Below are 26804 nucleotides of genomic sequence, written 5' to 3' on the forward strand. Positions count from 1 at the left end.
TGGCGCGTCATGCGCCCGCAACATTTACAATACGGCGACTGAAATGGACTGGGGGGCGCATCATGAAATGCCCGTTTTGCGGCAATGTCGATACCCAGGTAGTGGATAGCCGGGTATCCGAAGAGGGCGATACGATTCGCCGCCGTCGCCGCTGCCTGTCCTGTGACAAGCGTTTCACCACCTACGAACGCATCGAGTTGGCCATGCCGTCGGTAGTCAAGCGCAATGGCAGCCGCAGCGAATACGATCCGGCCAAGCTGCGCGGCAGCCTGTCCCTGTCCCTGCGCAAACGTCCCGTCAGCACCGACGAGGTCGACAGCGTTGTCGCTCGCATTGAAGAAACCCTCCTGGCCAGTGGCCAACGCGAGGTGTCGACTGAGCGCATTGGCGAACTGGTCATGGTCGAGCTTAAAAAGCTCGATAAAGTCGCCTACGTCCGTTTTGCCTCGGTGTACAAGAATTTCGAGGACATCGGCGAGTTTGTCGAGGCGATTCGCGAGATGCAGGGGCCCATGCTGCCGGGCAAACTACGCCGCAAATAGCACCCGTTCGCGGTTCGTGGCCGTGCTGGGGCGGATGCCCGATTTTTGGTGACGGCGGGACGCGAGCGGCCGTCAATTCGCTTGCACACATGAGGTCGTCGTGGGCTTTCATGTGAATTGGGAACACGGCGCATACAATCGCACACGTGACTGCTACAACCGATTCCGACGATATCACCTGGATGCGCCAGGCTTTGGCGCTGGCGCGCAGCGTGATGACTTCCACCACCCCCAATCCGAGGGTAGGGTGCGTCATCGTGCGAGATGGCCGCATCGTGGGCGAAGGCGCGACTCAGCCGCCTGGTGGCCCTCATGCCGAAGTCTGCGCGTTGCGCGACGCCGCTGCCCGTGGCGAATCGGTGCAAGGCGCCACCATGTACGTGACCCTCGAGCCCTGCAGCCATTTCGGGCGTACACCGCCATGCGCAGATGCCATTGCGGCCGCACAGCCTGCCCGCGTGGTGGTGGCCATGGGCGACCCTAATCCCCAAGTCAATGGTCAAGGCCTCGCGCGGTTGCGGGCCGCGGGGATTGCTGTGACGACCGGAATCTGTGCCGACGAGGCGCTGGAAATCAATGCCGGATTTATCGCCCGCATGAGCCGGGGCACGCCGTGGGCCTGGGTCAAAATGGCGGCGTCGCTCGATGGTCGCAGCGCGCTGCATAACGGCGCGTCGCAATGGATCACCGGCGAAGCTGCGCGTGCTGATGGCCACGCTTGGCGTGCGCGCAGTTGCGTGGTGCTGACCGGCATGGGCACTATGCTCAAAGATAATCCGCGTTTGAACGTGCGCGCGGTGCCGACGACGCGAGCGCCGCGCCGGGCGGTCGTGGACGGGCGTTTTGAGGTCCCTGAAGACGCTCTGCTGTTCGACAGCGCAAACGCCGATGGCGTAGAAACCCTGATTTTTACGGCAGATCCGCGGGCAGCGAATTCCGACAAAGCGGCTCGTCTGGCCGACAGGAATGTCCGTGTCGTCACCTTGCCCGAGGGTGATACGCATCGCGTCGATCTGCCCGCGATGATGCGCTGGCTGGGCAGCCACGACATCAACGAGGTCCATGTCGAAGCCGGTGCGGGCCTGGGCGGCGCGTTATTGTCGGCCGGTTGCGTGGACGAGTTGCTGGTCTATTTAGCGCCCGTCTTGCTCGGGGATGCTGCCGCCATGCTGCGTTTGCCGCTGATCGAGCATCTGGAACATGCCCGCCGGTTCGAGTTCACGGATACGCTTCGCCTCGGCGCAGATCTGCGGCTGCGTGCGCGAGATGCTGCCCGCTGGCAGGCTCTGCATCATGCGATCATGTGCCGTCAGGACTAGGGCGCTCGCATGGCAATGATTAAAAGGGCAATGCCCCACATTTAACGGCTAAAGGAAATCCATTCTATGTTTACCGGTCTGGTCGCGGCAGTTGGCCGTATTACGCATCTAGAGCCGCTGGCAGAGACTCAGCAGGGCGGCGTACGCCTGACGATAGACGCGGGCGAGCTCGATTTGAACGACGTGCGCCTTGGCGATTCCATCGCGGTGCAGGGCGCCTGCATGACGGTGATCGCACTGCAGGCGGGTGGATTTCAGGTCGATGTGTCGCGTGAAAGCTTGAATCTGACCACGGGATTGGATCGCGTGGGCGAGGTCAATCTCGAAAAATCACTGCGAGTCGGCGATCAAATTGGCGGCCATCTCGTGTCCGGCCATGTCGATGGCATGGGCGAAGTCCTGCGTTTTGAGGCAGTAGGGGAATCCCGCGAACTCGTGATTCGCGTGCCCGAGCATCTGGCGCGATTTTTGGCGTACAAAGGCTCCATCACCGTCAACGGCATCAGCCTGACGGTAAACCGTGTCACGGATGTTGTAGGCGGATGTGACATCAGCATCAACATCATTCCACACACGCAATCCGTCACTACCTTGCGCAACGTCGCCGCTGGCGATCGCGTCAATCTAGAAGTCGATACGATTGCACGCTACGTCGAACGCATGCTCAGCGTCAGTCCTTCGGTCTGATTCTTGCGGATGCTATCTCGCGAAAGCAAATCAGCACCCGGCGTGCCTGGGCGCGCTTTTTTCGGCTGCTGTTGCGCACCATTCGTGCGCCTAATGCGCGCTGCTTGTGCAGTCGCGGCGTGAGTTTGCGTCTCTGATATGCACTGAAACGTGCATTACCAGCTTTCACACGATTTTGATGATTCTTTGCTTGATTCGCGGAACTTGTTCCTGGATGCTATAGCCTAACGTAACACAGGCTCGTTAACCCAATCTATGGTGTGTGCCGAAAGCAACATATCAAGATGATGTGCATAATCCCATTACGAGAAAGTCTAGCGACATTCGAAAATGAGGAACACAATGGGATGACGGACTCGTTAACCGACCATGAGCTGTAGGAGGTTCTCCGTGCAAAACATCGTCGAAGGCTTCAAGTCGCTGTATGCGCAAGACCAGGAAACCGAGCTTTCCCTCGAGGAATATCTCGATCTGGTCAGAAGTGATCCCATGGCATATGCCAGTCCCGCAGAACGCATGTTGGCGGCGATAGGGGAGCCGGAACTCATCGATACGCGCAATGATCCGCGCTTGTCCCGGTTGTTTTCCAACCGAGTGGTGCGGCGCTATCCCGCTTTTAAAGAGTTTTTCGGTCTGGAAGACGTCATCGATCAAATCGTGGCTTTCTTCAAGCACGCGGCTCAAGGGCTCGAGGAACGCAAGCAGATCCTGTACTTGCTGGGGCCGGTCGGCGGCGGTAAATCCTCCATTGCAGAACGGTTAAAAGTGCTGATGGAGGCTTATCCCATCTACGCGCTGAAAGGCTCGCCCATCAACGAGTCGCCCCTGGGTCTGTTTCATCCCGACCGGTTCGGCGATACGCTTGAAAAAGAATACGGCATTCCCCGCCGCTATCTCAGCGGCATCATGTCGCCGTGGGCAGTCAAACGCTTGAAGGAGTTCGATGGCGACATCTCGAAGTTTCGCGTGGTGCGCCTGAACCCGTCAGTATTGCGCCAAGTGGCGATTGCGAAAACCGAGCCCGGCGACGAAAACAACCAGGATATTTCCTCGCTGGTCGGCAAGGTCGATATCCGCAAACTCGATCGCCACTCGCAGGACGATCCCGACGCCTACAGCTACTCCGGCGGCTTGTGCCTGGCCAACCAGGGCCTGCTCGAATTCGTCGAGATGTTCAAGGCGCCCATCAAGATGCTGCACCCCTTGCTGACGGCGACGCAAGAAGGCAACTTCAAGGGCACCGAAGGGTTCTCCGCCATTCCGTTCAATGGCCTGATCCTGGCGCACTCGAACGAATCCGAATGGCAGACCTTCCGCAACAACAAGCACAACGAGGCCTTCCTTGACCGTATCTATATCGTCAAGGTGCCGTACTGCCTGCAAGTCACCGAAGAAATCGAGATCTACAACAAGCTCCTGCGCAATAGTTCGCTGTCCAAGGCGCCATGCGCCCCGGGCACGCTGGATATGATGGCGCAGTTCTCGGTGTTGACGCGTCTGAAAGAGCCGGAAAATTCCAGCATCTATTCCAAGCTGCGGGTCTATGACGGCGAATCGCTGAAAGACGTCGATCCCAAAGCCAAGGCGTTGCAGGAATACAAAGAGTACGCCGGTACCGACGAAGGCATGACCGGGGTATCGACCCGTTTTGCCTACAAGATACTGTCCAGCGTGTTCAACCACGACCAGACCGAGGTGGCCGCGAACCCTGTGCACCTGATGTACGTGCTGGAGCAGCGCATCGGCCGCGAGGACTACCCCGAGGAAATCCGCCGCCGTTATCTGGATTTCATCAAGGGCTACCTCGCCCCGCGCTATGCGGAATTCATCGGCAAGGAAATCCAGACCGCTTATCTGGAGTCCTATTCCGAGTACGGGCAAAACATTTTCGACCGCTATGTAACTTTTGCCGATTGCTGGATCCAGGACGAGGAATTCCGCGATCCCGAGACGGGCGAGAGCTTTGACCGCAGCGCGTTGAACGACGAGCTCGAGAAAATCGAAAAACCTGCGGGTATTGCCAACCCCAAGGACTTCCGCAACGAAATCGTGAACTTTGTATTGCGCGCCCGTGCCAATAACGCTGGCCGCAATCCGACCTGGACCAGCTACGAAAAACTGCGCGAAGTGATCGAGAAGAAAATGTTCTCGAATACCGAAGACCTGTTGCCGGTGATCTCTTTCAACGCGAAAGCTTCCGCGGAAGACAAATCCAAGCATCAGAGCTTTGTCGATCGTATGGTGGACAAGGGCTACACCGAGAAGCAGGTCCGCTTGCTGTGCGAGTGGTATTTGAGAGTGAGGAAGTCATCCTGAGCGAGGTGAATCATGAATTCACTGATCGACCGGCGTCTGAATGGCCGCAATAAAAGCGCGGTCAATCGGGAACGCTTTCTCAGGCGATACAAAGACCAGATCCGCAAGGCCGTGCAGGATATGGTGCGCGAGCGGTCCATCGAAGACATGGACCAGGGTGGGGAAATCAACCTGCCCACTCGCGATATCTCCGAGCCGCATTTCAGGCACGGCCAGGGTGGCGATCGCGAGCTGGTGCATCCTGGCAACCGCGAGTTCGTCAAAGGCGATACGTTCCAGCGTCCGCAGGGCGGGCAGGGACAAGGCGGGTCTGAGCCCGGCGAAGGTGAATCGGTAGATCAATTCACCTTCAGCCTGTCTCGCGCCGAATTCCTGAACCTGTTCTTCGAGGACCTGGAGCTGCCGCACCTGATACGTACCCAGCTGGGCGACGTAGAGCAAAAGAAATGGCAGCGCGCGGGGTATACGACCACGGGCTCGCCGAGCCTCTTGAGCGTCAGCCGCACGCTCAAGGCCTCGTTATCGCGACGCGTCGCATTGACCGTCGCTGCGCGTGCCGCGTTGGAGGCTGCACAGGCCAAACTGGATGCTGCGATCGCGAAGGGTGCTCCGCAAGCTGAGATAGACGCCTTGCGCCAAGAGGTCGAAGATTGCCAGCAGCACCTGGACAATGTCCCGTTTCTCGACGATCTGGATCTGCGCTATCGCAACCGTATTTCTGTCTCCATGCCGATGGCGCGCGCCGTGATGTTCTGTCTGATGGACGTCTCCGGCTCGATGGACGAAGGCAAGAAAGATCTCGCTAAACGCTTCTTTACGCTGCTGTACTTGTTCCTTTCGCGTAAATACGAGCATGTGGATGTGGTGTTCATCCGTCACACCGACAATGCCGAGGAAGTCGACGAGCAGACCTTTTTCTACGATCCCAAGAGCGGCGGCACCATCGTGTTGTCGGCCCTGGAGCTGATGAACGAGATCGTGCAGAAACGCTACCCGCCCAGCGCCTGGAACGTCTATGCGGCGCAGGCCAGCGATGGCGATTCATTTGGCGCCGACGCCGGTAAAAGCGCGCGTTATCTGGCTGAAAATCTGTTGCCCGCCACGCGCTATTTCGCGTACATCGAGGTCCCGGATTCGCCAGAGGCCCGCAAGAGCAGCCTGTGGGCCGAATACGAACAAAAAACGGCGCCGCATTTTGTGATGCGCCGGATCTGCGAACGCGGAGAGATCTATCCCGTGTTTCATGATCTGTTCAAGAAGGAGCCCGTAACATCATGAACGCACTGACTGGCTCTCGTGCCGAGCTGGAGGCCCTGCAAGGGGCTCGGCCCATTTCCGAAGACTCCGAATGGACCTTCGAACTCATCCAGCGTTATGACGAAGCCATCGCCGAGGTGGCCGAAGAATTCGGTCTGGACACCTACCCGAACCAGATCGAGGTGATTACCTCTGAGCAGATGCTGGACGCCTATGCGTCAGCGGGCCTGCCCATCGGCTATCCACACTGGTCCTATGGCAAGGAATTCATCCGCAACGAGCAGTTCTATCGCCGCGGGATGCAAGGGCTGGCGTATGAGATCGTCATTAACTCCAACCCCTGCATTGCCTATCTGATGGAAGAAAACACCATGGCCATGCAGGCCCTGGTGATCGCCCATGCCTGCTACGGGCACAACTCGTTTTTCAAAGGCAACTATCTGTTCCGTCAGTGGACGGACGCCGACAGCATTCTGGATTACCTGGTCTTTGCGCGTAAATACGTCATGGACTGCGAAAGCCGCTACGGTATCGATGCGGTGGAGTCTTTGCTGGACTCTTGTCATGCCCTGACGCCTCACGGTGTAGACCGCTACAAGCGTCCCACCCCTATGTCGTACAAAGAAGAAGCCCAACGCCAGGCCGAGCGGGCCGAACACGCCCGGCTGCAATACAACGATCTATGGCGCACCTTGCCGCGTGTCGAAGCCGACGCGGCCTCGGAAAAGCAGCGCGTCGTCTTTCCTCCAGAGCCCGAGGAAAACCTGCTGTATTTCATCGAGAAGCATTCGCCGAAACTGGAGCCCTGGCAGAAAGAACTGGTGCGCATCGTGCGCAAGATCGCGCAGTATTTCTACCCGCAAGGGCAGACCAAGGTCATGAACGAAGGCTGGGCCACGTTCTGGCACTACACCATCCTGAATCGCCTGCACGAAAAAGGCCTGGTGACCGATGGCTTCATGATGGAGTTCCTGCAGAGCCATACCAATGTCGTCAGCCAACGCGGTTTTGACGAGCGAGGCTACGGCGGCATCAATCCCTATGCGCTGGGGTTTGCCATGATGCAGGACATCCGCCGTATCTGCGAATCACCCACGGAAGAGGACCGAAAGTGGTTCCCTGATATCGCAGGCAGCGACTGGATCAAGACGCTGGATTTTGCAATGCGCAATTTCAAGGACGAGTCGTTTATCTCGCAATACCTGTCGCCGCGCCTCATCCGTGAGTTCCGCTTTTTCGCGATCGCTGACCACGAGGCCAACCCTGTGCTGGAGGTCGCCGCGATTCATGACGACGAGGGCTATCGCCACATTCGTAAACTCCTGGCCGAGCAGCACAACCGGGACAATCAGGTGCCGGACATCCAGATCGTACGTTATCGCCGCGAGTCGGATCGTTCGTTGGTGCTGCGGCACTTGCGCACGCGAGGCCGGCCATTAGCGGCCGAAGATGCCGATCAGGTCATGAAGCACCTGGGCCGCTTATGGGGCTTTAAAGTCCGGCTGGAAGAAACCGAGGCTGATGGGACGGTAAGCTCATACCGCGAGGTCAACCCGACTGCGCCGTATCGCGAAGGTATCTAGCTGAGCGTGGCTCGCTGCGTCGCTGTTTTCTATGCCACCCAGCGTAGGCGCGGGCGACACATTTGCGCATGCGACTTCTACATGCAAGTGACGGTTTGCTGGCGTCTGCGGCGCCATCGTATCAATCGTCATCTGCCACACATAGTGACCCCCTATAATTCAGAGCAGCCTACAACCTGAAGCGTGTGTCAGGCTGTGGGACTACCTTTTGCCCGTCATGGTTTGCTTTGCATTCTGGAGCCGCTATTGCCCGATTCCGCCGAAAATTTCGTGTCTGCCGAACTGGTCGCCGTCCTCGTGGCAGTGACCAAGGGTGAGCCGCGTGTGCTGGTTCGCACCCATGACGCCGCCAACGGGGCACGCACGAAATACGACGGCTTGCCTTCGGGAGCGTTTCAGCCCGGGCATCGGTCTTTACAGGCAGGGATGCGGGCATGGGTAGAAACCCAGACCCACCATCCGCTGGGCTACGTCGAGCAGTTGTACACCTTTGCCGATCACGATCGGTTTGACGAGTCTGGTCCACGCGCGATTTCGATCAGCTACCTCTGTTTGACCCGGGAAGGCGATGCAACCGGCGGCACAGAGGCGGTGTGGCAGGACTGGTACCGCTATTTCCCTTGGGAAGACCGTCGCGGTGCCGAGCCCGCTGTATTGACCGAGTCGATCGTGCCGCGGCTGCGTCAGTGGGTCGCCGATACGCGAGACGCTGGTTTGCGTGCGCTGCGTGCGCAACGCTTGGCCGTGGTTTTTGGTCTGGACGATGCGCCGTGGAACGAAGACATGGTGCTGCAGCGTTACGAGCTCATGTACGAAGCTGGGCTCGTGCCTGAGGCGACGCGGCATACCCCTTCGGCCGAGCGGGATGCGGTGCCAGGTGATCCGATGCGCACGGACCATCGCCGCATCCTGGCGACCGGGATTGCGCGCCTGCGTGCCAAGATCAAATATCGGCCGGTGGTTTTCGAGCTGTTGCCAGCCGAATTCACCCTGCTGCAATTGCAGCAGACCGTCGAGGCGCTGGCCGGGCGGGATTTGCACAAACAGAATTTCCGTCGCTTGATTGAACAGCAAAACCTGGTCGAGGAAACCGGCGGCATGTCGGCCGCGGGAGCAGGCAGGCCGGCCAAGCTATTCCGATTCCGGCGTGATTTGCTGGCCGAGCGCGCTATCGCCGGCAGCAAATTGCCGCTGTCGCGTCAGGCCTGACCGCTTTATTCGCGCAACGCTTTGTCGCGCCGCACAACAAAAAGTGCTTGACAGTCATTTATGCTCAAAACTAGCATAAATGCGTGATGCCCGATGGGCGCTTTTTTTGGCTTCTGAAATACTCAAAATGAGCATATCTAATACTCTTGCTGTCCCGCCGTTGCCAGCCGTGTTGCTGGAGCCCTTAGTGCGTAACGCGCTCGTCGAGGACCTGGGACGTGCCGGTGACATCACCACCGATGCGATCGTGCCAGCGGACGCCATGGCAGAAACCCGCCTGGTCGCTCGACAAGACGGCGTGCTCGCGGGTCTGGATCTGGCACGCATCGCATTCGAATTGGTCGATCCGCGCATTGAGTTTCAGCCTCGCCTGGCTGATGGCGCGACGCTCGCGCCCGGCGCAGAAATCGCGCTCATCCGCGGACCGGCGCGCGGCATGCTGACAGGGGAACGCGTGGCGTTGAATTTCCTGTGCCATCTGAGCGGCGTGGCATCGGCCACCGCATCGATCGTGCATTCCATCCGCGAATATCGCGCGCGTGTGACATGCACGCGCAAGACCATGCCGGGTCTGCGCGCCGTACAGAAATACGCCGTCCGTGTCGGCGGTGGCAGCAATCACCGGTTCGGCCTGGACGATGCCGTATTGATCAAGGACAACCACATCGCCATCGCCGGTGGCGTACGCCAGGCCGTCGAACGCGCGCGTGCGGCGATCGGGCATCTGGTCAAGATCGAGTTGGAGGTCGACACGCTGGAGCAATTGCGCACTGCGCTCGACCTGGGTGTGGAAGTCGTGTTGCTCGACAACATGGGACCCGACATGTTGCGCGAGGCCGTGCGTATGGTGGACGGCCGTGCGATCACCGAGGCCTCCGGCCGCATTACGCCCGAGACGGCGCCTGCGCTGGCCGCCACGGGTGTGGATCTGATGGCCATCGGATGGTTGACCCACAGCGCGCGGGTATTGGATATCGGGCTGGATAGCTAGAGGCACCGGAGCAATCGATGAAAACGCGTTTCAACCTTTCGCGGCGCGCTGCGATGTTGACGATGTCTGCGCTGGTTGGATTGGGGGCGGCGTTGGGGGGAATGGGCCTGCTGTCCGCAGCGGGATCCGAGACTCGCACCGCGGCACAGAGTTTTCCCAATCGGCCCATCACGATCATTGTGACGTTTCCTCCTGGAGGAGGAACAGACTTGTTGGCCCGCAAGCTGGGCGCCTTGATGCAGGAACGCCTGGGACAGGCTGTGGTGGTGGAGAACCGGCCGGGGGCGAGCGGCAATATCGGCGCGCGCGCCGTAGCAGACGCTGCGCCTGACGGCTACACCTTGTTGATGGTCAATAGTTCGTTTGCCATCAACCCAGGGGTATACGGGAATCTCGGCTTTGATCCCAAAGGCGATTTCCAGGCCGTAATCAATGTGGCGTTTGTGCCCTCTGTATTGATCGTGCCGCAGGATTCCCCCTATCGCACGCTCACCGATTGGATGGATGCCGGCCGCAAACCCGGTGCGATACTGCCATTTGCTTCTTGCGGCAATGGCACCCCACAACATCTCGCCGGAGAAATGTTGACCGCCAACGCGCATTTACCCGTGCAACATGTGCCGTATCGTGGCTGCGGTCCTGCGTTGACAGACGTGCTGACGGGCCAAGTCCCCATGGGCATCGTGACAGCGTCCAGCGCATCGCCATTTCTGCAGGCCGGCAAATTACGAGCGTTGGCAGTGACCTCGCCGCAGCGCTCGACGCTGATGGCGGACGTGCCGACCGTGGCAGAGCAGGGCATGCCCGGATACGAGCTGGATCAATGGCATGGGCTGTTGGCCCCGGCGCAAACGCCTAAAGACATTCTCGCGAAATTGAATCGCACCGTCGCGCAGATCATGAAACAACCCGACGTCCGGCGCGATTTGCTGCAGTTGGGATTCAACCCGACGACCAGCACCTCGGTAGAGTTTCAGTCGCTGATTGGCCAGGATATTGACCGGTTTGCGTCGCTGACGCAGCGGATCGGACTGCGGGCGGATTAGCTGCTGATCCGCCCGCTATGCGGCTGTTATTCCAGCACGACTTTGGCGTCGGTGGCGATCTTGCCGAATTTGACGGTCTCGTCAGCGATGTAGGCTTTAAAGGCTGCAGCGTCTTTGTACGACACGGTGATGCCGGCAGCTTCCAGCTTTTCGGAGACGTCGGGCATGCTCAACGCTTTATTGAGTGCGTTGCTCAATGTGGCGACGACAGCAGGATCTGTTTTGGCAGGCGCCCACAGGCCAAACCACAAGACGACGTCCACGCCTGCCAGTTCGGGCGTTTCTGCCAAGGCGGGCACGTCCGGGGCGGCCTTCGTGCGGGTGGCCGAAGTCACGCCGATGCCTTGCAGTGCGCCCGAGCGGATATGGGGCAGGGCAGTCGAAAATACGAGCACGCCGCCTTCGATTTGGCCACCTACGATGTCCGCCAGGGCCGGTGCGCCGCCTTTGTACGGCACGTGGAACATCTTGCCTCCGCTTTCTTTGGCGATCAGTTCGCCAGCCAGGTGCAGTGGGGTGCCGATGCCGGAGGTGCCGTAACGGAATTCTTCGGTTTTGGTGCGCGCGAGAAACTCTGCCACCGTCTTGACGCCGAGGTTGGGTGCGGCGACCAAGGCCAGGGGTTGCGCGCCGATCTGTCCGATGGGTGCCAAGTCGCGTTGGCCATCGTATTTCACATGCGGATTGATCTGGCTGGCAATCGAGATCTCGCTCGGCGAGCCGAGCAGAATCGTGTAGCCGTCCGCGTCGGCGTTGACCACGCGGTTTGCACCGATGACGCCACTGGCGCCCGGTGCATTCACGATGACGACGCTTTGGCCTAACTGGTCGCCCATGCCTGCGCCGACGACGCGGGCGATCAGGTCATTGCTGCCGCCAGAGGCATAAGGCACCACGATGGTCACAGGTTTATCTGGAAATGTGCTGGCCAGCGATGGCGCCGACAGCGCAGCCGTGCAGGCCGTAAAAACCCCGGCCAGATATTTTTTTAGTGTGGACATGGTATTTCCCCTTGCTGATATGGGCCCGATGGTGGGCCCATTTGTTTCAATTTGTGACTTGTACCGATTGACGAGGTGGAATTGTGCCGTTCAGAGCGCGATGAAGCAAATCGGTTCCCAACAGAAAGTCTTCGATGTCCATGGCTTCGTGCGGATTGTGGGATCCGTTTGCGTTGCGTATGAACACCATGGCCGATGGAATGCCGGCATTGGCAAATACCGATGCATCGTGCCCGGCACCGCTGGGAATACGTTCCAGCGTCATGCCCGTTTGCGCTGCCGCTGATTCCAGCTTTGCTATCCAGGCCGGATCCATCGTTGCCGGTTCTGTAAAGAGACGTTCGTCGAACTCAAAACGCACGCCTCGACTCTCCTCGATGGCGCGGCATTCGTCGCGCATCAGGGTGTAGAAGCGTTCCAGTGTCTGCGTGTCCTGGCTGCGCACCTCAAAGCTGAGTTGGACTTCGCCCGGAATGACGGATACAGCATGCGACTGTTGGGGCGTCGAGCAAATGCCGCTGGTCATGACCAGATCCATGCCCATCTGCAGCAGGACCCGCCAATGTTCATCCATGCGTGACAGCAGTTCCGCTACGGCCAGCAGCGCGTCTTTACGCAGCCAGCGCGGCACCGCGCCCGAGTGGCCGGTTTCACCGACACAGCGTACGTGATTGTGCCGGATGTTGCCTCGAATGCCAGTGACTGCGGCAACCGGCCACTGACGAGCGACCATGACCGGGCCCTGCTCGATGTGCAGTTCCAGATAAGCGCCCATCCGGGCAGGATCAATCATCGGTTCTGCACGGCGGACTGCTTCAATATCGACGCCACTGCGGGCCATCGCGTCGCCCAGTGTGCCTTGCCCGCCGCGGTGAGGCATGTTCAACGCGGATGCAGGCAAGCGTCCCAGCAGTGCGAGGGACCCCATATAGGCCTTGCCATACCAGGCGCTTTCCTCGCCGCGCAAGGCCAGAACGCGCACTGGCGGCGCATCCTCGTGATGTCCGCGCAGGCTGGACAGCACCAGCATGCCGGAGACCACGCCTGCCAAGCCGTCAAAGTTGCCGCCCTGCGGGACGGAGTCCACGTGCGATCCGATCGTGACAAAGGGATCGGGGCGCTGGTCCTGCGGCAGCCACATCCACAGATTCTGCGCACCGTCACGTTCATATGCCAGACCCAGGCGTTCGGCATGGCGCTCCAGAATCCGCAAGGCGGCCTCTTCGCCTGCGCCATAGCTTTCACGCGTCACGCCCAGGCCGTCACGCGTGGCCTCGCGGATTTCGGCGAGAATCGTTTGCGCCAGATCGCGCAAGAGCGGGGATGTCCGACTGGTCGTCATGCGCCGGTTCCTCCGTGGCCGATGGACCATGCCACCGGGTCTGCGGCGAAATCGGCCAGCATGGCTGCCTGTGCGTCATTGAGTTGTCCGCTGGCGAGCAGTGCCCGATGCAGATGCGGCCATGACGCCAGGGCATGCAATTGCAGCGAATGGTCTGCGAGTGTCTGGTTTTCCTGCGCGTAGAGCGCATAGTCCAGCAGGACCATTACATGTTCCACCGTGGGACCCGACTGGCGCAGCGCAGCGACCGCGCCGGCCTTGGAGCGGCCATCGGTTGTGATGTCATCGACCAGCAGTACGCGGGCATCAGGTGGCAGCCGGCCTTCGAGTTGAGCGGTGATGCCCCAGCCTACCGGCCGTTTACGCAAATACAGCATGGGCAGTTGCAGCCGTTCGGCCAGCCAGGCCGCGATGGCGATGCCCGAGCTCTCCGTGCCCACGATGGCATTGATCTGGCCCGCTGCAATGACCGGGGCGATCGCGCGTGCGGCGATGTCCATGATCTCGGTGCGCCATTGCACATCCGACATCAATACATGGGCATCCACGTAGACTGGGCTGGCCCAGCCCGAGGTGTAGAAAAAGGGTTGGTCTGATGCGATGCGGACGGCGCCCAGCGCAACGAGCGCCTGAGCGACACGCGGGGCGTCGGAAACGGAGAGAAGCATGGGATATCCGTCGGCAAAAGCTCGATGCTATGGAAATCCGCCTATCCCTGAGAAGCAGTGAAAATTCAGCAAGCCGTTCCCAAAAGTGATGGCTCGACCCCGGTGTTGCGTTACGATGCCTCTGCTTCAGGATGAAATTCCTCCACCCGTTCCGTTTCGCGTTATCCGGCTATACCGCTATCGTGTGCCGATTCCATCATGTCCATGTTCGCCTCTCCCCGCAGTTTTTTACGTCACGTCGATCTCTCGACGCTGGATCTGTTCGTCTTGACGTGTCAGTCCGGCAGTATTGCCAGGGCTGCGGCACAGGGGCAGTTGGTCGCCTCAGCGGTGAGCAAACGCATTGCGGAATTGGAGTCCCTGGCGCAGACGCCACTGTTGCAGCGCCATGCCCGGGGCGTGCGTCCCACCGCTGCAGGCGAACTGCTGTTGCGGCATGCACACGCGATCTTGCAGGAGGTTGAGTACCTGCGTGCCGATCTGAGCGAGTATGCGCGGGGCGTGCGAGGCGTGGTGCGTTTGAGCGCGAATGCCTCGGCGGTCGAGCAGTTTCTGCCCGAAGACATCGCTGCTTTCATGAGAGAGCACGCCGAGATACGCATCGACTTGCGCCAGGCGACCAGCCGCCGGGTCGCTCAGGCCGTGAGAGATGGAGAGGCCGATCTGGGTATTTGCAGTCCCAGCGATGAGGCGGGGGGATTGGAATCTCTGCCATATCGGCGTGAACGCATGGTATTGGTCATGCCACGTACTCATCCATTGGCCGAACACCAGCAGCTGGCTTATGAACAGGCTCTGGATCACGCGCAGATCGGCCTGCGCGACAGCAGCATCATTCAGGAAACGTTGAGCCGCGCCGCGCAAAGCGGGCGGCGCATGTTGCGGCAGCGTATCGAGGTCGATAGCCTCAGCGCCATGTGCCGCATGATCGAATGCGATCTAGGTGTGGGCGTCATGCCTGAGGGCGCGTATCAGTCTGTCGGTGGGTCACGCCAGTTGCACGCCGTGCCGCTGACGGATGCCTGGGCAGAGCGCACGCTGAATCTGTATGCGGTCAGTTTTGCGGAGTTGTCGGTGGCCGCCAGGCGTTTTGTGGGGCGGATTACGCAGTAAGCGGCGTCGTTTGGCACACGGCGGTGCCGACCCGATTACGGCTGTTTGGCCATGGCCCTGCGAGCGGCTTCGACCAGAAAGCCGCTACGGGTTGCACCATGCTCCTTTGCATAACGATCGATGCGTGCCAGCACGCGTCGCGGCACAGTGATATTGATTTTTTCGGATCGTCCATCAAAGCGAGATACGTCAACATCAATGACCGCCCAGATGCCGCCCGCATAATCAGGGTTGTTGATGTGCTGGGCAATTGGCAAAGTGAGAGGGACGTCATCGCCGTCTTCGGTCAACCCTTCCAAGTGCAAGTCAATGGCTTCTTTGACGGATTCCAAGGCGTCTTCAATGCTGTCGCCTGCAGAGAAACAGCCCGGCAGATCCGGTACGGTTACTCCGTAGTGGATGCCATCATCGGTATGTAGCACTATGGGAAATCGCATGCTGACTCCTATTTCCAACCCGACTGCTGTTTATGGTGGTTATTATAACCACCAGCCGGAAAGTATTGTGCTCAGGCTCCGGCTTTAGCGCACTATCTCCATTTCTGCTAGAATCGCGGATTCGCGTTGTGGCCAGCTTCTTTGAGGCGACTCGGCTGCAAACGTGTCCCAGATCAGGACAGGTGGCCGAGTGGTTGAAGGCGCACGCCTGGAAAGCGTGTATACGTGATAAGCGTATCGGGGGTTCGAATCCCCCTCTGTCCGCCAGAAATACAAAAGCCCTTGAGATACTCAAGGGCTTTTTTGTTGGCTCTACCCCATAAACGGGGGATGGGCATTCATCAGACTCGGTTAATCACACCGTTCCAACCGCACTGAGCCAAGACTCTCATGCGGTAATTCTCAAAATTTCTGAACCCAAACGCCCGGCGTGAGAGCATCTCCATCTTCGTATGGAATCCCTCGGTGATCCCGTTGGACTTGGTGAAACGCCACATTCGTACGATCGGCTCCAGCCACGATAGTAACGTCGCGGCCAGCGCCTTGGCCGGACTTTGCTCGAACTGCCGGATCAACGCCAGGAATTTGGGTAGCATTTTCTGGGAGCGTTCGGCCTTCAGGCTCTTCAGGACTAAAAAGCCGTTGAGCTGCTGCTTGGCAAAATACAGCGCCTGCAGCACCGGCATCTGTGCCAGGTACTGGTGCAGGTTTTCCTTCTGCAGGGCGGTCAGTTTCCAGTGATGGCGGCGCATCAGGCTTAATAGTCCACGGTTTCTGCGACCGTCGGGATCGTGCTGTTGCCACAGCTTGAGGAAATGGTGATTCACCAGCCGAATGACGTGGAAACGGTCAGCCACAATCATGGCATTGGGGAAGTACCGTTGGGCAATTCGGCGATAGGTCTCGGACAAATCCATGACGATGACCCGCACGTGCTCCTTGCCCGGCAAACGCTGCAAATAGCGATGCAGACTGTCCTCTGAGCGCCCCAGCACGACATCGAAGACCTTATGGTTCTTTAAATCCACCAGCGTCGTGGCGTAGCCCTTTTTACGACTGAAAAAGTGTTCATCGATCCCCAGCACCTGCGGGCAAGCCCGGCTCGAGAGCTCTGAGACGCGCTGCCTCACAAACGATTGATACCAGCGCTCGACCGTCGCGCTGCCAATCCGATGCGTGACCGTCAGCTTGCGTTGACTAACGCCGCCCTCGTGGGCCTCAAACACCTCCAGCCGATAGGCCTCGGTGGCCCGAAACCGAGGGCGAATCCCAGAAAATCGATGCCGGAAATAGCGATGGCACTCAGTGCAGTGGTACTTGGGCACGCTCAGGTGCAACACCATCAACTGATTACCCTGACGAGTGTGTTTAACGGTGCGCCGATGCGTGGCCTTAATGCGCAATCCGTCGTGCGAACAATACTCGCACACCGGCCGCTTCGCCGGCCTGGCCCAGACGTGAATGTCTCGGCGCCTCTCGACCCGCTGAACTACTAAATCCCGCAACCCTAAGATAGAATCGACTGGGGACATCGGCATTGCCTCCATTAAACCTGTTTCTTCGCAAAAACAAGTCTAATGAATGTCGGTGTCCCCCGTTAATGATGTAGAGCCTTTTTGTTTTCGGGCCCATCAAGGCCTGCGTGCGGTGATACCCAAATTTACCTGCCCATAAACGCGTATCCCGCTCGCACCACTTCGCGGTCTGCGCCACGCTGCCCCAGAAATGAGATGCCCACGGGCAGATTCCCCTCAACGATGCCTGCCGGCACCGAAATTTCCGGGAAACCTGTGGCGGAGGCAATGTACGCGGAAGCGTAGGTGTCTTCTGCCTTGCACACATAGCCAGGATCGGATTGGCCTGGCACTACCGATGCGGGGCAATTGATCGTCGGAAACATAAGGACTTCTACGCCCGCCTCGTGCATCAGTGCCGAGAGTTCGGTTCTGATAGATGGAATCGTATTGGTCAGGATCGAAATGTACCGCGGCGAGGCACTGGTAACGTTCTCGTTGAGGTCTTTCAGTGCGGCCAGGCGCTTGGGGTTCATGAGGTGGTCTTGATGTTCGCGCTGATGTTCATCGGCTAGCGCTACAAAGTCTGCCAGAGTCTTGGGTTGCATCCCGGAAAGCGTTTTCAGATAACGCTCGAATTGCGGTGGGAACTCGCTGTCACCGACGGGCCCTAGTACCGTCGCCCAGAGTTTCTCGTAGTGTTCCGGCAGCTTTACCTCTATAAGCCGAGCTCCCTTGTCCTGCGCATGCCGCTGGGCGGCAGCAAATACTGCATCCACCTGATCGTTGGCACCGGTGAAATTTGTCACCACGCCGATGGTCTTGTCCTTGAGAGTGCTGTCCTCCAAGTCTCGGACGAAGCTAATGGATGTCGATTCTATGTTCTCAGTGGCCGCGTCATTCTCATCTCGGCCCTTGATCACGTCCAGTACGACGGCCTGATCGCGCACAGTTCGCGTGATGACTCCAGCAGTATCAAAAGACAACGACAGCGGCATGATCCCGCTGCGACTGATCAGGCCTAACGAAGGACGCAAGCCCACCGTCCCGGTCACACTGGCAGGCGCCCTGATCGAGCCGCTGGTATCGGTGCCTAGTGCAAAGGGCGCGAATCCGGCCGCGACAGCCGCGGCGGATCCACTGCTGGAACCGGAAGCGTCATGTCTCAGATTGTGTGGATTGAGCGTCTGCCCGCCGAGCGAGCTGTAGCCCATCCAGCCGAATGAGGCGGCCAGTTCGGACATATTGGTCTTGCCGAGCAGAATGGCACCGTCAGCATCCAATTGTTTGAGTACGAAGGCATCGCTGGTCGGTTTAGCGTTGCGTAGGACCCACGATCCGCCACTGGTTGGCAGGCCCCTGGAGTCGATGTTGTCTTTAGCCAGATACGGAATGCCGGCAAGGGCGCCATGCTTGGAATTTGGATTTCTTGCTCTTTGTTCGTCCCAAGCTTTCGCCTGCTCTAAAGCATGCTCGTTCATGCGGATAACCGCATTGATTCGATCACCCTGACGGTTGTTCTGCTGGATTTTCTGTTGATAGTGGCGCACCAGTTGTTCTGCGGTGATGCGGCCTTCATCCAGTGAGCGCCGAAGTTGGCGCAGGTCCATGTCATCCAGATTATTCGCCAGTGCAGGTATAGAAATCAGCAAGGACAGGATGTAGGCAAAAGGAGATTTCAGAGGCAAGAGCACGGCATGTCCCATCAATCGACTATCAGCTTGCTTTGGATTAGGTGCTCGGCGGCAACTTTCTCAATTGCTTCTCTACCAACGTCTACTCGTGCATTGAGCGCCGCGATAGTCTCGCTGTCCAAAGTAGCAGAAAGGCTGTTGAGCAAGGTCGCCACCCGGGGATGCTCGTCAAGAAAAGCAGTCCTCACCACCGGAGTCAGGGCGTAGCTGGGGAAAAACGATTTGTCGTCCTTAAGGATCACAAAACCGAATGCCGACACTCTGCCATCTGTGGACAGTACCAAAGAAACATCCGTCTGCCCCTGACGAAGCGCGAGATAGGTGAGTCCGCCATCCATACGCATCACGTCACGTCGCTCGAATTTGAATCCGTAGCGTTCCTGCAGCGGACGCAGACCGTCGGGCCGGGAATAGAACTCGGCGTTGGAGGCAAATGTGAGGTGCTCGCCAGCGTTAATGTGTTGGGCCAAGTCGGACATTGTGACGATACCCTTGGCTTGAGCTTCAGTTTTTCTCATTGCAAACGCATAGGTATTGTTTGCTTTGGAAGGCTGCAGCCAAGTCAATCCCTTAGCCGCGTCCAGTTGCTTGACCCGTTGGTAAGTCTGTTCGGCATCCAACTGTTCTTTGACCTTGTTGTAAATGATCAGAGAGGTACCGGTGTATTCCCAATAAATGTCAATCTGACCGTTTTCTTGAGCAGCCCTCAAGACCGTCGATCCGAGGTCAGAGCGCTTATCCACGGAGAAACCGTTGCTTCTGAGCAGTTGGCTGGTCATTTCGGAAACCAGCTGTTGTTCGGTGAACTTCTTGCCGCCGACCACTACAGGAGATTTGGCGGCGACGCTGGCGCCTGTCAGAAATATCATGAAGGCGAAGACGATTGTGCGTGGAAACATACAGCACCTATTCTTGTCGTTGTTCGTTGTGATCTAGCGTGCCGCCAGCCGTAGGCCGCGGGAAACTGAGGCGCGCTGTACCAGCCCGCAAAGCGTATCCACCAGCATCGCGAGACCGGCCGTGGCGATGGCGCCGGCCAGCATCATTCCATAGTCGTTGAGGTCGATCCCGGTGAAAATAAGCTCGCCGAGACCCCCGCCACCCACGAGGAAAGCAAGAGGCGCGGTACCGACATTAATGGCCAGGGCTGTACGCAGACCTGCGAAAATTACGTTCAAGGCGTTAGGAATCTCGACTTTAAAAAGGGTCTCACGCGGCGTCATGCCTATGGCTTCTGCTGCTTCGAGCAGGTGTCGGGGCACGGCGCGCAGGCCTTCGTAGGTATTGACGGTGATCGGAAGGATAGTTGCTACCCATAAGGCAAAAATCGCCGCAGGAGCGCCAACCCCTACCAACGTCATCGCCAATGTAAGCAAAGCCAGTTTAGGTACCGCCTGACCTATGTTGAGTATCTGCATGACGGCCAAGGCGCGACGATGGTTGCGCGGGCGACTCATCCAGATGCCGATTGGCAGCGCGATGATGATGGCCAGCGCACTGCTGACCGCCACGATATGGAGGTGCTGAAGCGACAGGTAAACCACTTCGCTCCAATAGGCCTGAAGCCATGCCATCATCTTGTTGAACAGGTCCATCACGCCACCGCCGCAGTGTTGTCGACTAAGCGAGCAAGAATGTCCCGCTGATGTACGAAGCCAATGAACTGCCCCTGTTCGTTCTTACATACCGCCCATTCGCGACCTTGGCCCAGCAACAGGCAAAGCACTTGGCGCAGGTCATCCCTCGACGACACGGTAATGGCGCCTTCCGGCGCGGCAGCAAACTGGTCGCTGGCAACGTTCATGCCTTCCTGAGGGGGAGTTGGGCAGACAATATCTGCCGCTTGCAAAAGGCGCAGGCGTTTCATGATGCGGTCGCTGCCCATGAAGTTCGCCACGAAATCGCTGACGGGACGGGCAAGCAAGTCGTCCGGCGTACCGAATTGTTCGATCCTGCCGGCATTAAACAGCGCAACACAATCCGCCATTTTCACCGCTTCGTCGATGTCATGGCTGACGAACAGAACCGTTTTGCCGACCTGACGCTGGATTCGCATGAACTCGTCCTGAATCGTGTCGCGATTGATCGGGTCGATGGCTCCGAAGGGCTCGTCCATCAGCATCACTGGTGGATCTGCAGCCAAAGCGCGGGCAACGCCAACGCGCTGCTGTTGTCCGCCGGAGAGTTCGCACGGGTAGCGTTTGGCGAACTTGGATGGTTCCAGAGCTACTACTTCCAGCAGCTCCGCAGCACGTTTGCGGCTTTTGGTCTTGTCCCAACCCATCATGTCCGGCACTACGCAGATGTTGTCTTCGACTGTCATGTTGGGGAATAGCCCGACTTGCTGAATCACATAGCCGATCGAGCGACGCAGAGTGACAGTGTCCAGTTCAGCAGTATCCCGTCCACCAATCAGCACTCTTCCCGAGGTCGGCGGGACCAGGCGATTGATCATCTTCAGCGTGGTGGTCTTCCCGCAGCCAGAGGGTCCGAGCAGCACGCATATTTTTCCCTCAGGTACAGTGAAGGAAACATCTTCCACGGCGGTGATTGAGCCGAATTTTTTATTCAAATTATCAATCTGAATCACGGTGTCGCTTCCTTCATGCTGAGGTTGTTAAGCTTGATTACTCCTTTAGGTGTCAACACACGCTGAAGGGCGGCCAGGGCGTAGTCCGCGGTCACGGCGATTACGCTGATTAAAACTGCACCGGCAATTAATTGCCGTGTGTCGGACTGTGCGATGCCACGCACGATCAAGCTGCCGAGCCCGCCAGCGCCGATATAGGCAGCGATCGCCGCGATGCCGATATTGATCACCGTCGCCACGCGGACCCCGGCCATGATCAACGGCGTCGCAAGAGGAAGTTCCACTTTCCACAAACGTTGCCACGATGACATACCCATACCGAGAGCCGCCTCTCGCAACGAGGGTTCAACGTTGGAAATGGCAGTGTGCGTGTTGCGAATGATGGGAAGCTGCGAATACAGGAAAAGGGCGATGATCGCCGGCACGGTGCCGATACCTTGCCCCCAGATGGACAGCAAAGGAATCATGAGGCCGAACAGTGCCGCGGAGGGGATCGTCATCAGCATGGCGGCAAATGTCAGAATCCAGTGACCCGATCGAGAACGCTGGGAGACGTAGATTCCCAACGGAACCCCGGTGAGGATAGCGAGCCCCACAGCCATGAAGACGATATAGAGGTGCTGTCCAAGCAACTGAGTTATCAAGCCCAAATTCGAGGCGATAAAACTTATCGTTTCCATTTTTTTATGCCTTGTCTCCGTAGAATTATTGTTCGCCGGTTCATCAAAGACGAGAGTCCCGGCATTGAGGAGACATTAACCCCGAAGGGCTGCAATCTCAGAATTTACGTTCGACGATTTTTATCAAAAATTCGACAAATCGTTTGCTTGCCGCTTTGGCGGCGCACTATCAAACTTCCGACGTTCCTCCCCTGGGCTACATCCCCAGACTTTGCGATATGCACTGCCCAGGTGTGACGGTGAGACAAAGCCGCAGGAGTAGGCTACCGATGCGATAGATTTGCTGCTTTCGCGCAGAAGCCGGCGGGCTTCGGCCAGGCGCAGCTCTAGATAAAAGCGCTGCGGTGTCATGCCAAAGTGTTGATGCCAAAGCCGTTCGAGTTGGCGTTGTGAGACATTACAACGATCGGCCACCTCCTCTATGCCTATAACGTGTTCGAAATTGGCCTCCATGTGCCCGATGGCCGCGGTGATACGCCGATCGTGGATGCCGAATCGCCATTGAATGGACATGCGCTGATGCTCTTCCGGTCCTCTGATTCGAGCATGCAGAAACTGCTCCGCGACGGCGGTGGCCAACTTGTTGCCGTGATCCACGGAAATCTGAGCGAGCATTAGATCTATCGCGGCAGTACCTCCCGCGCAGGTCCACCGGTTGTCGTGGTTCACATACAGTTCGCGGGTCACGTCAATGCCAGGGAACTCTTCGGCAAACTCATTGATCGATTCCCAATGCAGAGTGCACTTGCGGCCGTCCAACAGACCCGCCCGAGCCAGAATGAAGGTGCCGGTGCTGAACGCGCCCACCGTCTTCCCCTGCGCGGCTGCCCGCTGCAGGAAGCGCAGCATCTGCGGCGGCCGTAGGTGTTCGATATCAAGGCTAGCGAGGACGAAAACACGATCCAGTTCGTTCGCATCGCCTAATGTGCGAGTGCTGATTTCAACGCCACTGCTGGAGCACACGACGCCGCCGGTTTCGGACAACAATTGCCATTCGTAGAGAGCTCTTTCTGCCAACCGATTGGCTGCGCGCAAGGGCTCAATGGCGCCCGCCAGAGCCATCATGGAAAACTGAGGCAGGATCAGTAGGCCGATCCGCTTGTAGCCTTCGTTGAGTTTAGCGACGTGCAGTGGCGTCATTCCAGAACCTCATTCAATGACTTAGGCGCCGATAGGCGCCTGTTGTGTTCTCAGGATACTGGAGCGGAGCGTCGCGGTACCGACAGGAGGACTTGGGGCCGACGAAGGATCTCCGATCCCGCAGAGTCGAAGGAGCCCTGCGGGAGGTGGATTTTACAGACGCTGGCGCACGGCCTCATCAATGTTCTCAATGATGGCCCTGAATACGGGATGGCCAGCCTCGTTCTGTTGACCATGCTGCATGTCGGATATCATCAGAACGCCATCACCTGCCTCGCCAGGGTAGCGCCGATACAGGCGCTCGGACTCAGCAGGCATATGCAGAGTGTTTTTTGCCCCATGGATGATCAGCGCAGGCGGGAAACCGGTCGCACCCTCGAGTTCGCGCTCTGGGTCAAAGCCGACATAAGAGCTGTAGGACTTGGCAGTGACCCAGGCACAACCCGGCCAGCGGTCTGCGCCGCCGGCTTCGGTGTAGGCCCCTAACTGCTCGTCGACATACTGCTGGGTGGCAGGATCGAGCGGGTAGTACCCAAGCCGGGTGGCTTCGGTGCCGGTGTCGAATGGCGGAATGGCGAAATCAGGACTCAACGCCTTGATACTGGCATCAGCCGTTTGCGGCTCGGCGCGTAGGGCTTGCAGTGCGCTAATGCTGGTGTAGCTCATTGGCACCCAGAACTTCACCTGTTCTGCCTTATTGCGGGCCAGTTCGGCAATCGCTGCCAAGCTGGCCACCGAACCCATTGCCCATGAAGCCACCACCGGCATTTGCCCAAAAGCACTGCGCGCCCACGCTACAGCGCCTAGCACTTCGTTCTTTTGATCTTCCAGGCTGACGTTCGTCACCGTCTTGCTGTCAATTTGCAAGGTATTGCGCACAGCTTTGTTGCTGAAGAAACCTGCCACATCGTAGGTCATAACGCGGTAGCCGCGCGCAGCCAGCGCACGACCGAACAACTGGCCGTACATTGACACGCCGCCGGTGAAGCCGGAGTTGAACACGACTGGAGGTAGGCTCTGGTCAGGCGAGGTGGGCTCGAAGACGGTGCCGTCGAGGCTTAGCACCTCGTCGCCGAAATCGACGTCGAACTTAATTTCTCGGCTGGATACGTTACTCATTTTGTCACCTGGGTCCTGTTGGTTTGCATGTTGGGAAAGACGGCTGAAGCCGCACCGTTGAGGAGTTCGTCGGCAGGGACGCCACAATGTTGTGACGCAGCGCTGGCCAGTTGTTGAACGAAATCGAATGCGCTGGAGGGATGAAAGAGGTCGCGATAAGCGCGCGCACTCTGGTCGGCGCCGACATGTGGTGCATCGGTTGCTTGCAGAAGCAGCTTTTCAGCGCCGAGCGCTTTGATAATTCGAACGACAAAAGGCACAGTTTCCTGAATGTCGGTCGACGTGCGATAACCCGGGCCTTTGAACCAGACATTGCCGCGCCGATGAGCCTCTTCGAGCAGCTTGGTGAAGGCCCCGTCATCGGCGTTCAGGTTTGCATGGCAAGTGCCTAGATGATCGATGACAACGCGCACATCGTCAGGAATCTGACGGAGTACCCGATGGTTAGTGGCGGCTGCCTGAGCATAGACATGCACGTGCTGGTGCGCTGCAAGGCGCCCATATAAGGTTTGCCAGGCAGGGGTGCTGTAAGCATCGGAAGCAATACTCTCCTCGGGGGCGTCATGCAAGACGATCCGAACACCGACGACTTGTGGATGGCTCAGACGCTCTTCGTTCGCATAAACAGGATCAGCTTTTATCGTCCCGACCAAGCGAACTTTGTCGAACTTCCCTGGAAACTTTTTCTTCAGATCAGCAAGTTCCTTAAACGAGGAGAATATATTCTCGGAGTTTGGAAGAACGCTCAGATGTACATTATTAATCAGCGTAGGCAAGCGGCCTTTAGCTTCCAGATCTTGGAGATAAACCGAAAGCGGGTTAGGTTCAGGGCGGTCGTAAGGAAGTTCAGCGCTGACTGCGTTGAGATCATCTTCTGTAAAGAAGTGCACATGGCCATCTACTAGGTAGTCGTTATTACTCATCGGCGTGTCTCCGTGGGCTTGGAAACACGATACGGGTAAATCCAACGACGTACGTTCCGTGCAGCCGACGAGTCCTATCAAAAATTCGCCATGCAGCTAGCGGTCGTCCCCCATGCCTGCAATGACTGGAGGTACGCTATAGTTGTTTCAGATTTGGATATTCAAGACCAGAGACCGCTGTGGAGATTCATGCCGCCGCATCGACGAGGCATCTCAGGCCGGAGATGAGCCGGCCCGCTTTGGGTAATCGTCAAGATCACAACAGCAGCAAGGCCGCCGCCGCCACGGCTGTCGGCACCAGAGCTCCCAGCAGCAACCCACCTGCACTGACGGTTTCGTCAGAAAACCCGCGTTTGAGCAACGCGACGCCGGCGGGGTTCGGTGCATTCGCAATAACGGTCAGCCCACCGCCCGCAACGGCTCCTGCCATGAGCATGTATTTAGCGTCGTCGGACATTCCCTCAATCAGCGATCCGAGGTAGGTCAGCGCGGCATTGTCCGTAATAGCCGTCAAGCCCAGAGAGCCAAAGAATAGGGCAATGGGTTCGAGGCTCGATACGACGGGTTGCAGCCACCATTGCTGCATCCCGCCGAGCACCACCAGACCTGCGAGGAAAAAGCCGACCAACAAGGCTTCTTTGATAATGAGGGCGCTCTGATGGCGCTCATAGGCGTGAGTAAACCCGAGGAAAAGGAGAAAAATCCCCAAAAAGGCCACCGGATGATGAGCAAGCATGACAACCGCCGCCAACGTCGCGAGGTGTATCGCGACCACAGATACCGGGACTGGCTTGGCATTCGCCGTGGTGCCGGAGCTCAAGGCGACGTTGTCGATGTGCGTGCGGACGGCGAGCGTCGCGATGGTCGCATTCACCACAACAGCCAATGCCGACTTCCATCCGAAGTTGGCGAGCATGAACGCCGAGTCCCATTGCCACGTGCTGGCCACCATGAGAACGGGCGGCGCTGCATATGATGTCAGTGTTCCACCGATCGACACGTTGACAAAGAGAACGCCAAGCGCGAGGTACTTGGCCCCGTTGGGCATTGCAGGCCTGAAAATCTGCGGTGCGAGCAGCAATGCTGCAATCGTCATCGCCGCAGGTTCGGTGATGAGCGAACCCATCAGCGGCACGACGGCCAGCCCTAGCCATGCTGTTGCGACAGACGTACGGACCGGCAGCATCCGCGCGATGGCATTGATCATGGCCAGCACGGTTTGCAGTATGGGCCGCGACGCCGCCACCACCATGACGACGAATACAAACAACGGTTCGGTGTAATTACGTGATTCAGCGTACGCTAACGCTTCGCTGCCTCCTACCGTCAACGCCATGAATGCGATGAGGATGGCAGCCCAGAATCCAAAGACGATTTCTACTTCGCCTAGCAGATGAAATAAGCCAGCGTGGCGCGGGAAACGATGAGAGAGACGTTCAAATTGCTTGGCAGCGAACGTATGGAGCAGCGCCAGTGCAAAAATGATAGCGGCTGCGACTTCAAAAAAAGAAGAAGTGGTGTCGTGCATAGTCGAAGTTACTCCGCGCGGCGGCCCGACCTGCGCGTTAACCTGCCCAGCAATGGAAGTTTGCTTGACACCCAGCACGGGAGTGTATCAAAGTGGTCGCGTTTT

24 protein-coding genes and 1 tRNA gene are annotated in these 26804 nt (G+C 58.2%); 11 read left to right on the forward strand and 14 right to left on the reverse strand.

The genetic code is table 11. From position 1 onward, the window contains the following. Window positions 1–62: 62 nt before the first annotated feature. The 9 genes from nrdR (at window position 63) to CAL20_RS04075 (ending at window position 10950) form a co-directional block, all read left to right on the forward strand. The gene (gene nrdR, locus CAL20_RS04035; RefSeq protein WP_094819793.1) at window positions 63–542 is read left to right on the forward strand and encodes a transcriptional regulator NrdR; all 480 of its coding nucleotides are present in this window, start codon (window positions 63–65) and stop codon (window positions 540–542) included. Between the two features lie 146 nt (window positions 543–688). After that, window positions 689–1861, forward strand: coding sequence for a bifunctional diaminohydroxyphosphoribosylaminopyrimidine deaminase/5-amino-6-(5-phosphoribosylamino)uracil reductase RibD (gene ribD, locus CAL20_RS04040; RefSeq protein WP_256981336.1), 1173 nt, complete (start codon window positions 689–691; stop codon window positions 1859–1861). 66 nt (window positions 1862–1927) lie between these two features. Beyond that, window positions 1928–2548: a riboflavin synthase gene (locus CAL20_RS04045; protein ID WP_094819795.1), complete on the forward strand. Its 621-nt coding sequence runs from the start codon at window positions 1928–1930 to the stop codon at window positions 2546–2548. A 390-nt stretch (window positions 2549–2938) separates the two neighbouring features. Beyond that, window positions 2939–4864, forward strand: a complete 1926-nt coding sequence (locus tag CAL20_RS04050) for a PrkA family serine protein kinase (protein ID WP_176456436.1) — start codon at window positions 2939–2941, stop codon at window positions 4862–4864. 12 nt (window positions 4865–4876) lie between these two features. Further along, a complete protein-coding gene (locus CAL20_RS04055; RefSeq protein WP_094837235.1) occupies window positions 4877–6142 on the forward strand; it encodes a YeaH/YhbH family protein in 1266 nt (421 codons plus the stop codon). Next, the gene (locus CAL20_RS04060) at window positions 6139–7704 is read left to right on the forward strand and encodes a SpoVR family protein (RefSeq protein WP_094837236.1); all 1566 of its coding nucleotides are present in this window, start codon (window positions 6139–6141) and stop codon (window positions 7702–7704) included. The genes CAL20_RS04055 and CAL20_RS04060 overlap by 4 nt, the downstream gene beginning before the upstream one ends. 246 nt (window positions 7705–7950) lie before the next feature. Next, window positions 7951–8913 (forward strand): NUDIX hydrolase, encoded by a 963-nt coding sequence (locus tag CAL20_RS04065; RefSeq protein WP_094819799.1) that lies wholly within the window; start codon window positions 7951–7953, stop codon window positions 8911–8913. Window positions 8914–9040: 127 nt separating this feature from the next. Continuing rightward, the gene (gene nadC / locus CAL20_RS04070; RefSeq protein WP_094837237.1) at window positions 9041–9904 is read left to right on the forward strand and encodes a carboxylating nicotinate-nucleotide diphosphorylase; all 864 of its coding nucleotides are present in this window, start codon (window positions 9041–9043) and stop codon (window positions 9902–9904) included. Window positions 9905–10005: 101 nt separating this feature from the next. Beyond that, window positions 10006–10950: a Bug family tripartite tricarboxylate transporter substrate binding protein gene (locus CAL20_RS04075; RefSeq protein WP_094819904.1), complete on the forward strand. Its 945-nt coding sequence runs from the start codon at window positions 10006–10008 to the stop codon at window positions 10948–10950. Window positions 10951–10976: 26 nt separating this feature from the next. Here the strand turns inward: CAL20_RS04075 and CAL20_RS04080 are convergent, their stop codons facing one another. The 3 genes from CAL20_RS04080 to CAL20_RS04090 are packed head-to-tail and all read right to left on the reverse strand — an operon-like array spanning window position 10977 to window position 13961. Further along, window positions 10977–11951: a Bug family tripartite tricarboxylate transporter substrate binding protein gene (locus CAL20_RS04080; protein WP_094819801.1), complete on the reverse strand. Its 975-nt coding sequence runs from the start codon at window positions 11949–11951 to the stop codon at window positions 10977–10979. A gap of 46 nt (window positions 11952–11997) precedes the next feature. Next, window positions 11998–13293: a hydantoinase/carbamoylase family amidase gene (locus CAL20_RS04085; protein WP_094837238.1), complete on the reverse strand. Its 1296-nt coding sequence runs from the start codon at window positions 13291–13293 to the stop codon at window positions 11998–12000. Beyond that, window positions 13290–13961 carry an orotate phosphoribosyltransferase gene (locus CAL20_RS04090; protein ID WP_094837239.1) on the reverse strand — a complete coding sequence of 224 codons (672 nt, stop codon included), beginning with the start codon at window positions 13959–13961 and terminating at the stop codon, window positions 13290–13292. Before CAL20_RS04090 ends, CAL20_RS04085 begins: the two co-directional genes overlap by 4 nt. A 198-nt stretch (window positions 13962–14159) precedes the next feature. Between CAL20_RS04090 and CAL20_RS04095 the strand changes: the two genes are divergently transcribed. Continuing rightward, window positions 14160–15074, forward strand: a complete 915-nt coding sequence (locus CAL20_RS04095) for a LysR substrate-binding domain-containing protein (protein ID WP_094837240.1) — start codon at window positions 14160–14162, stop codon at window positions 15072–15074. Between the two features lie 35 nt (window positions 15075–15109). Here the strand turns inward: CAL20_RS04095 and CAL20_RS04100 are convergent, their stop codons facing one another. Next, window positions 15110–15511 carry a type II toxin-antitoxin system HicB family antitoxin gene (locus CAL20_RS04100; RefSeq protein WP_094837241.1) on the reverse strand — a complete coding sequence of 134 codons (402 nt, stop codon included), beginning with the start codon at window positions 15509–15511 and terminating at the stop codon, window positions 15110–15112. Window positions 15512–15687: 176 nt separating this feature from the next. On the opposite strand from CAL20_RS04100, the gene CAL20_RS04105 reads away from it, so the two are divergent. After that, a tRNA-Ser gene (locus CAL20_RS04105) sits at window positions 15688–15778 on the forward strand. 74 nt (window positions 15779–15852) lie between these two features. Here the strand turns inward: CAL20_RS04105 and CAL20_RS04110 are convergent. The 10 genes from CAL20_RS04110 to CAL20_RS04155 form a co-directional block, all read right to left on the reverse strand. After that, window positions 15853–17058 carry an ISL3 family transposase gene (locus CAL20_RS04110; RefSeq protein WP_306431326.1) on the reverse strand — a complete coding sequence of 402 codons (1206 nt, stop codon included), beginning with the start codon at window positions 17056–17058 and terminating at the stop codon, window positions 15853–15855. 113 nt (window positions 17059–17171) lie between these two features. Beyond that, window positions 17172–18719, reverse strand: coding sequence for an amidase family protein (locus tag CAL20_RS04115; RefSeq protein WP_218830697.1), 1548 nt, complete (start codon window positions 18717–18719; stop codon window positions 17172–17174). 11 nt (window positions 18720–18730) lie between these two features. Beyond that, window positions 18731–19618 carry a glycine betaine ABC transporter substrate-binding protein gene (locus tag CAL20_RS04120; protein ID WP_094837244.1) on the reverse strand — a complete coding sequence of 296 codons (888 nt, stop codon included), beginning with the start codon at window positions 19616–19618 and terminating at the stop codon, window positions 18731–18733. Between the two features lie 33 nt (window positions 19619–19651). Then, a complete protein-coding gene (locus tag CAL20_RS04125; RefSeq protein ID WP_094837245.1) occupies window positions 19652–20314 on the reverse strand; it encodes an ABC transporter permease in 663 nt (220 codons plus the stop codon). Next, window positions 20314–21309: an ABC transporter ATP-binding protein gene (locus CAL20_RS04130; RefSeq protein ID WP_094837246.1), complete on the reverse strand. Its 996-nt coding sequence runs from the start codon at window positions 21307–21309 to the stop codon at window positions 20314–20316. Before CAL20_RS04130 ends, CAL20_RS04125 begins: the two co-directional genes overlap by 1 nt. Beyond that, window positions 21306–21989, reverse strand: coding sequence for an ABC transporter permease (locus CAL20_RS04135; protein ID WP_094837247.1), 684 nt, complete (start codon window positions 21987–21989; stop codon window positions 21306–21308). Before CAL20_RS04135 ends, CAL20_RS04130 begins: the two co-directional genes overlap by 4 nt. Before the next feature lie 123 nt (window positions 21990–22112). Continuing rightward, a complete protein-coding gene (locus CAL20_RS04140) occupies window positions 22113–23129 on the reverse strand; it encodes a GlxA family transcriptional regulator (protein ID WP_094837248.1) in 1017 nt (338 codons plus the stop codon). Between the two features lie 153 nt (window positions 23130–23282). Beyond that, window positions 23283–24248 carry an alpha/beta hydrolase gene (locus CAL20_RS04145; RefSeq protein ID WP_094837249.1) on the reverse strand — a complete coding sequence of 322 codons (966 nt, stop codon included), beginning with the start codon at window positions 24246–24248 and terminating at the stop codon, window positions 23283–23285. Then, window positions 24245–25171 (reverse strand): amidohydrolase family protein, encoded by a 927-nt coding sequence (locus CAL20_RS04150; RefSeq protein WP_094837250.1) that lies wholly within the window; start codon window positions 25169–25171, stop codon window positions 24245–24247. Before CAL20_RS04150 ends, CAL20_RS04145 begins: the two co-directional genes overlap by 4 nt. 256 nt (window positions 25172–25427) lie before the next feature. Beyond that, complete coding sequence (locus tag CAL20_RS04155) at window positions 25428–26699, reverse strand: putative Na+/H+ antiporter (RefSeq protein WP_094837251.1); 1272 nt, start codon at window positions 26697–26699, stop codon at window positions 25428–25430. Between the last annotated feature and the right edge of the window lie 105 nt (window positions 26700–26804).

Origin of the sequence: Bordetella genomosp. 4 (assembly GCF_002261185.1) — a bacterium.
Lineage (GTDB): Bacteria > Pseudomonadota > Gammaproteobacteria > Burkholderiales > Burkholderiaceae_B > Bordetella_A.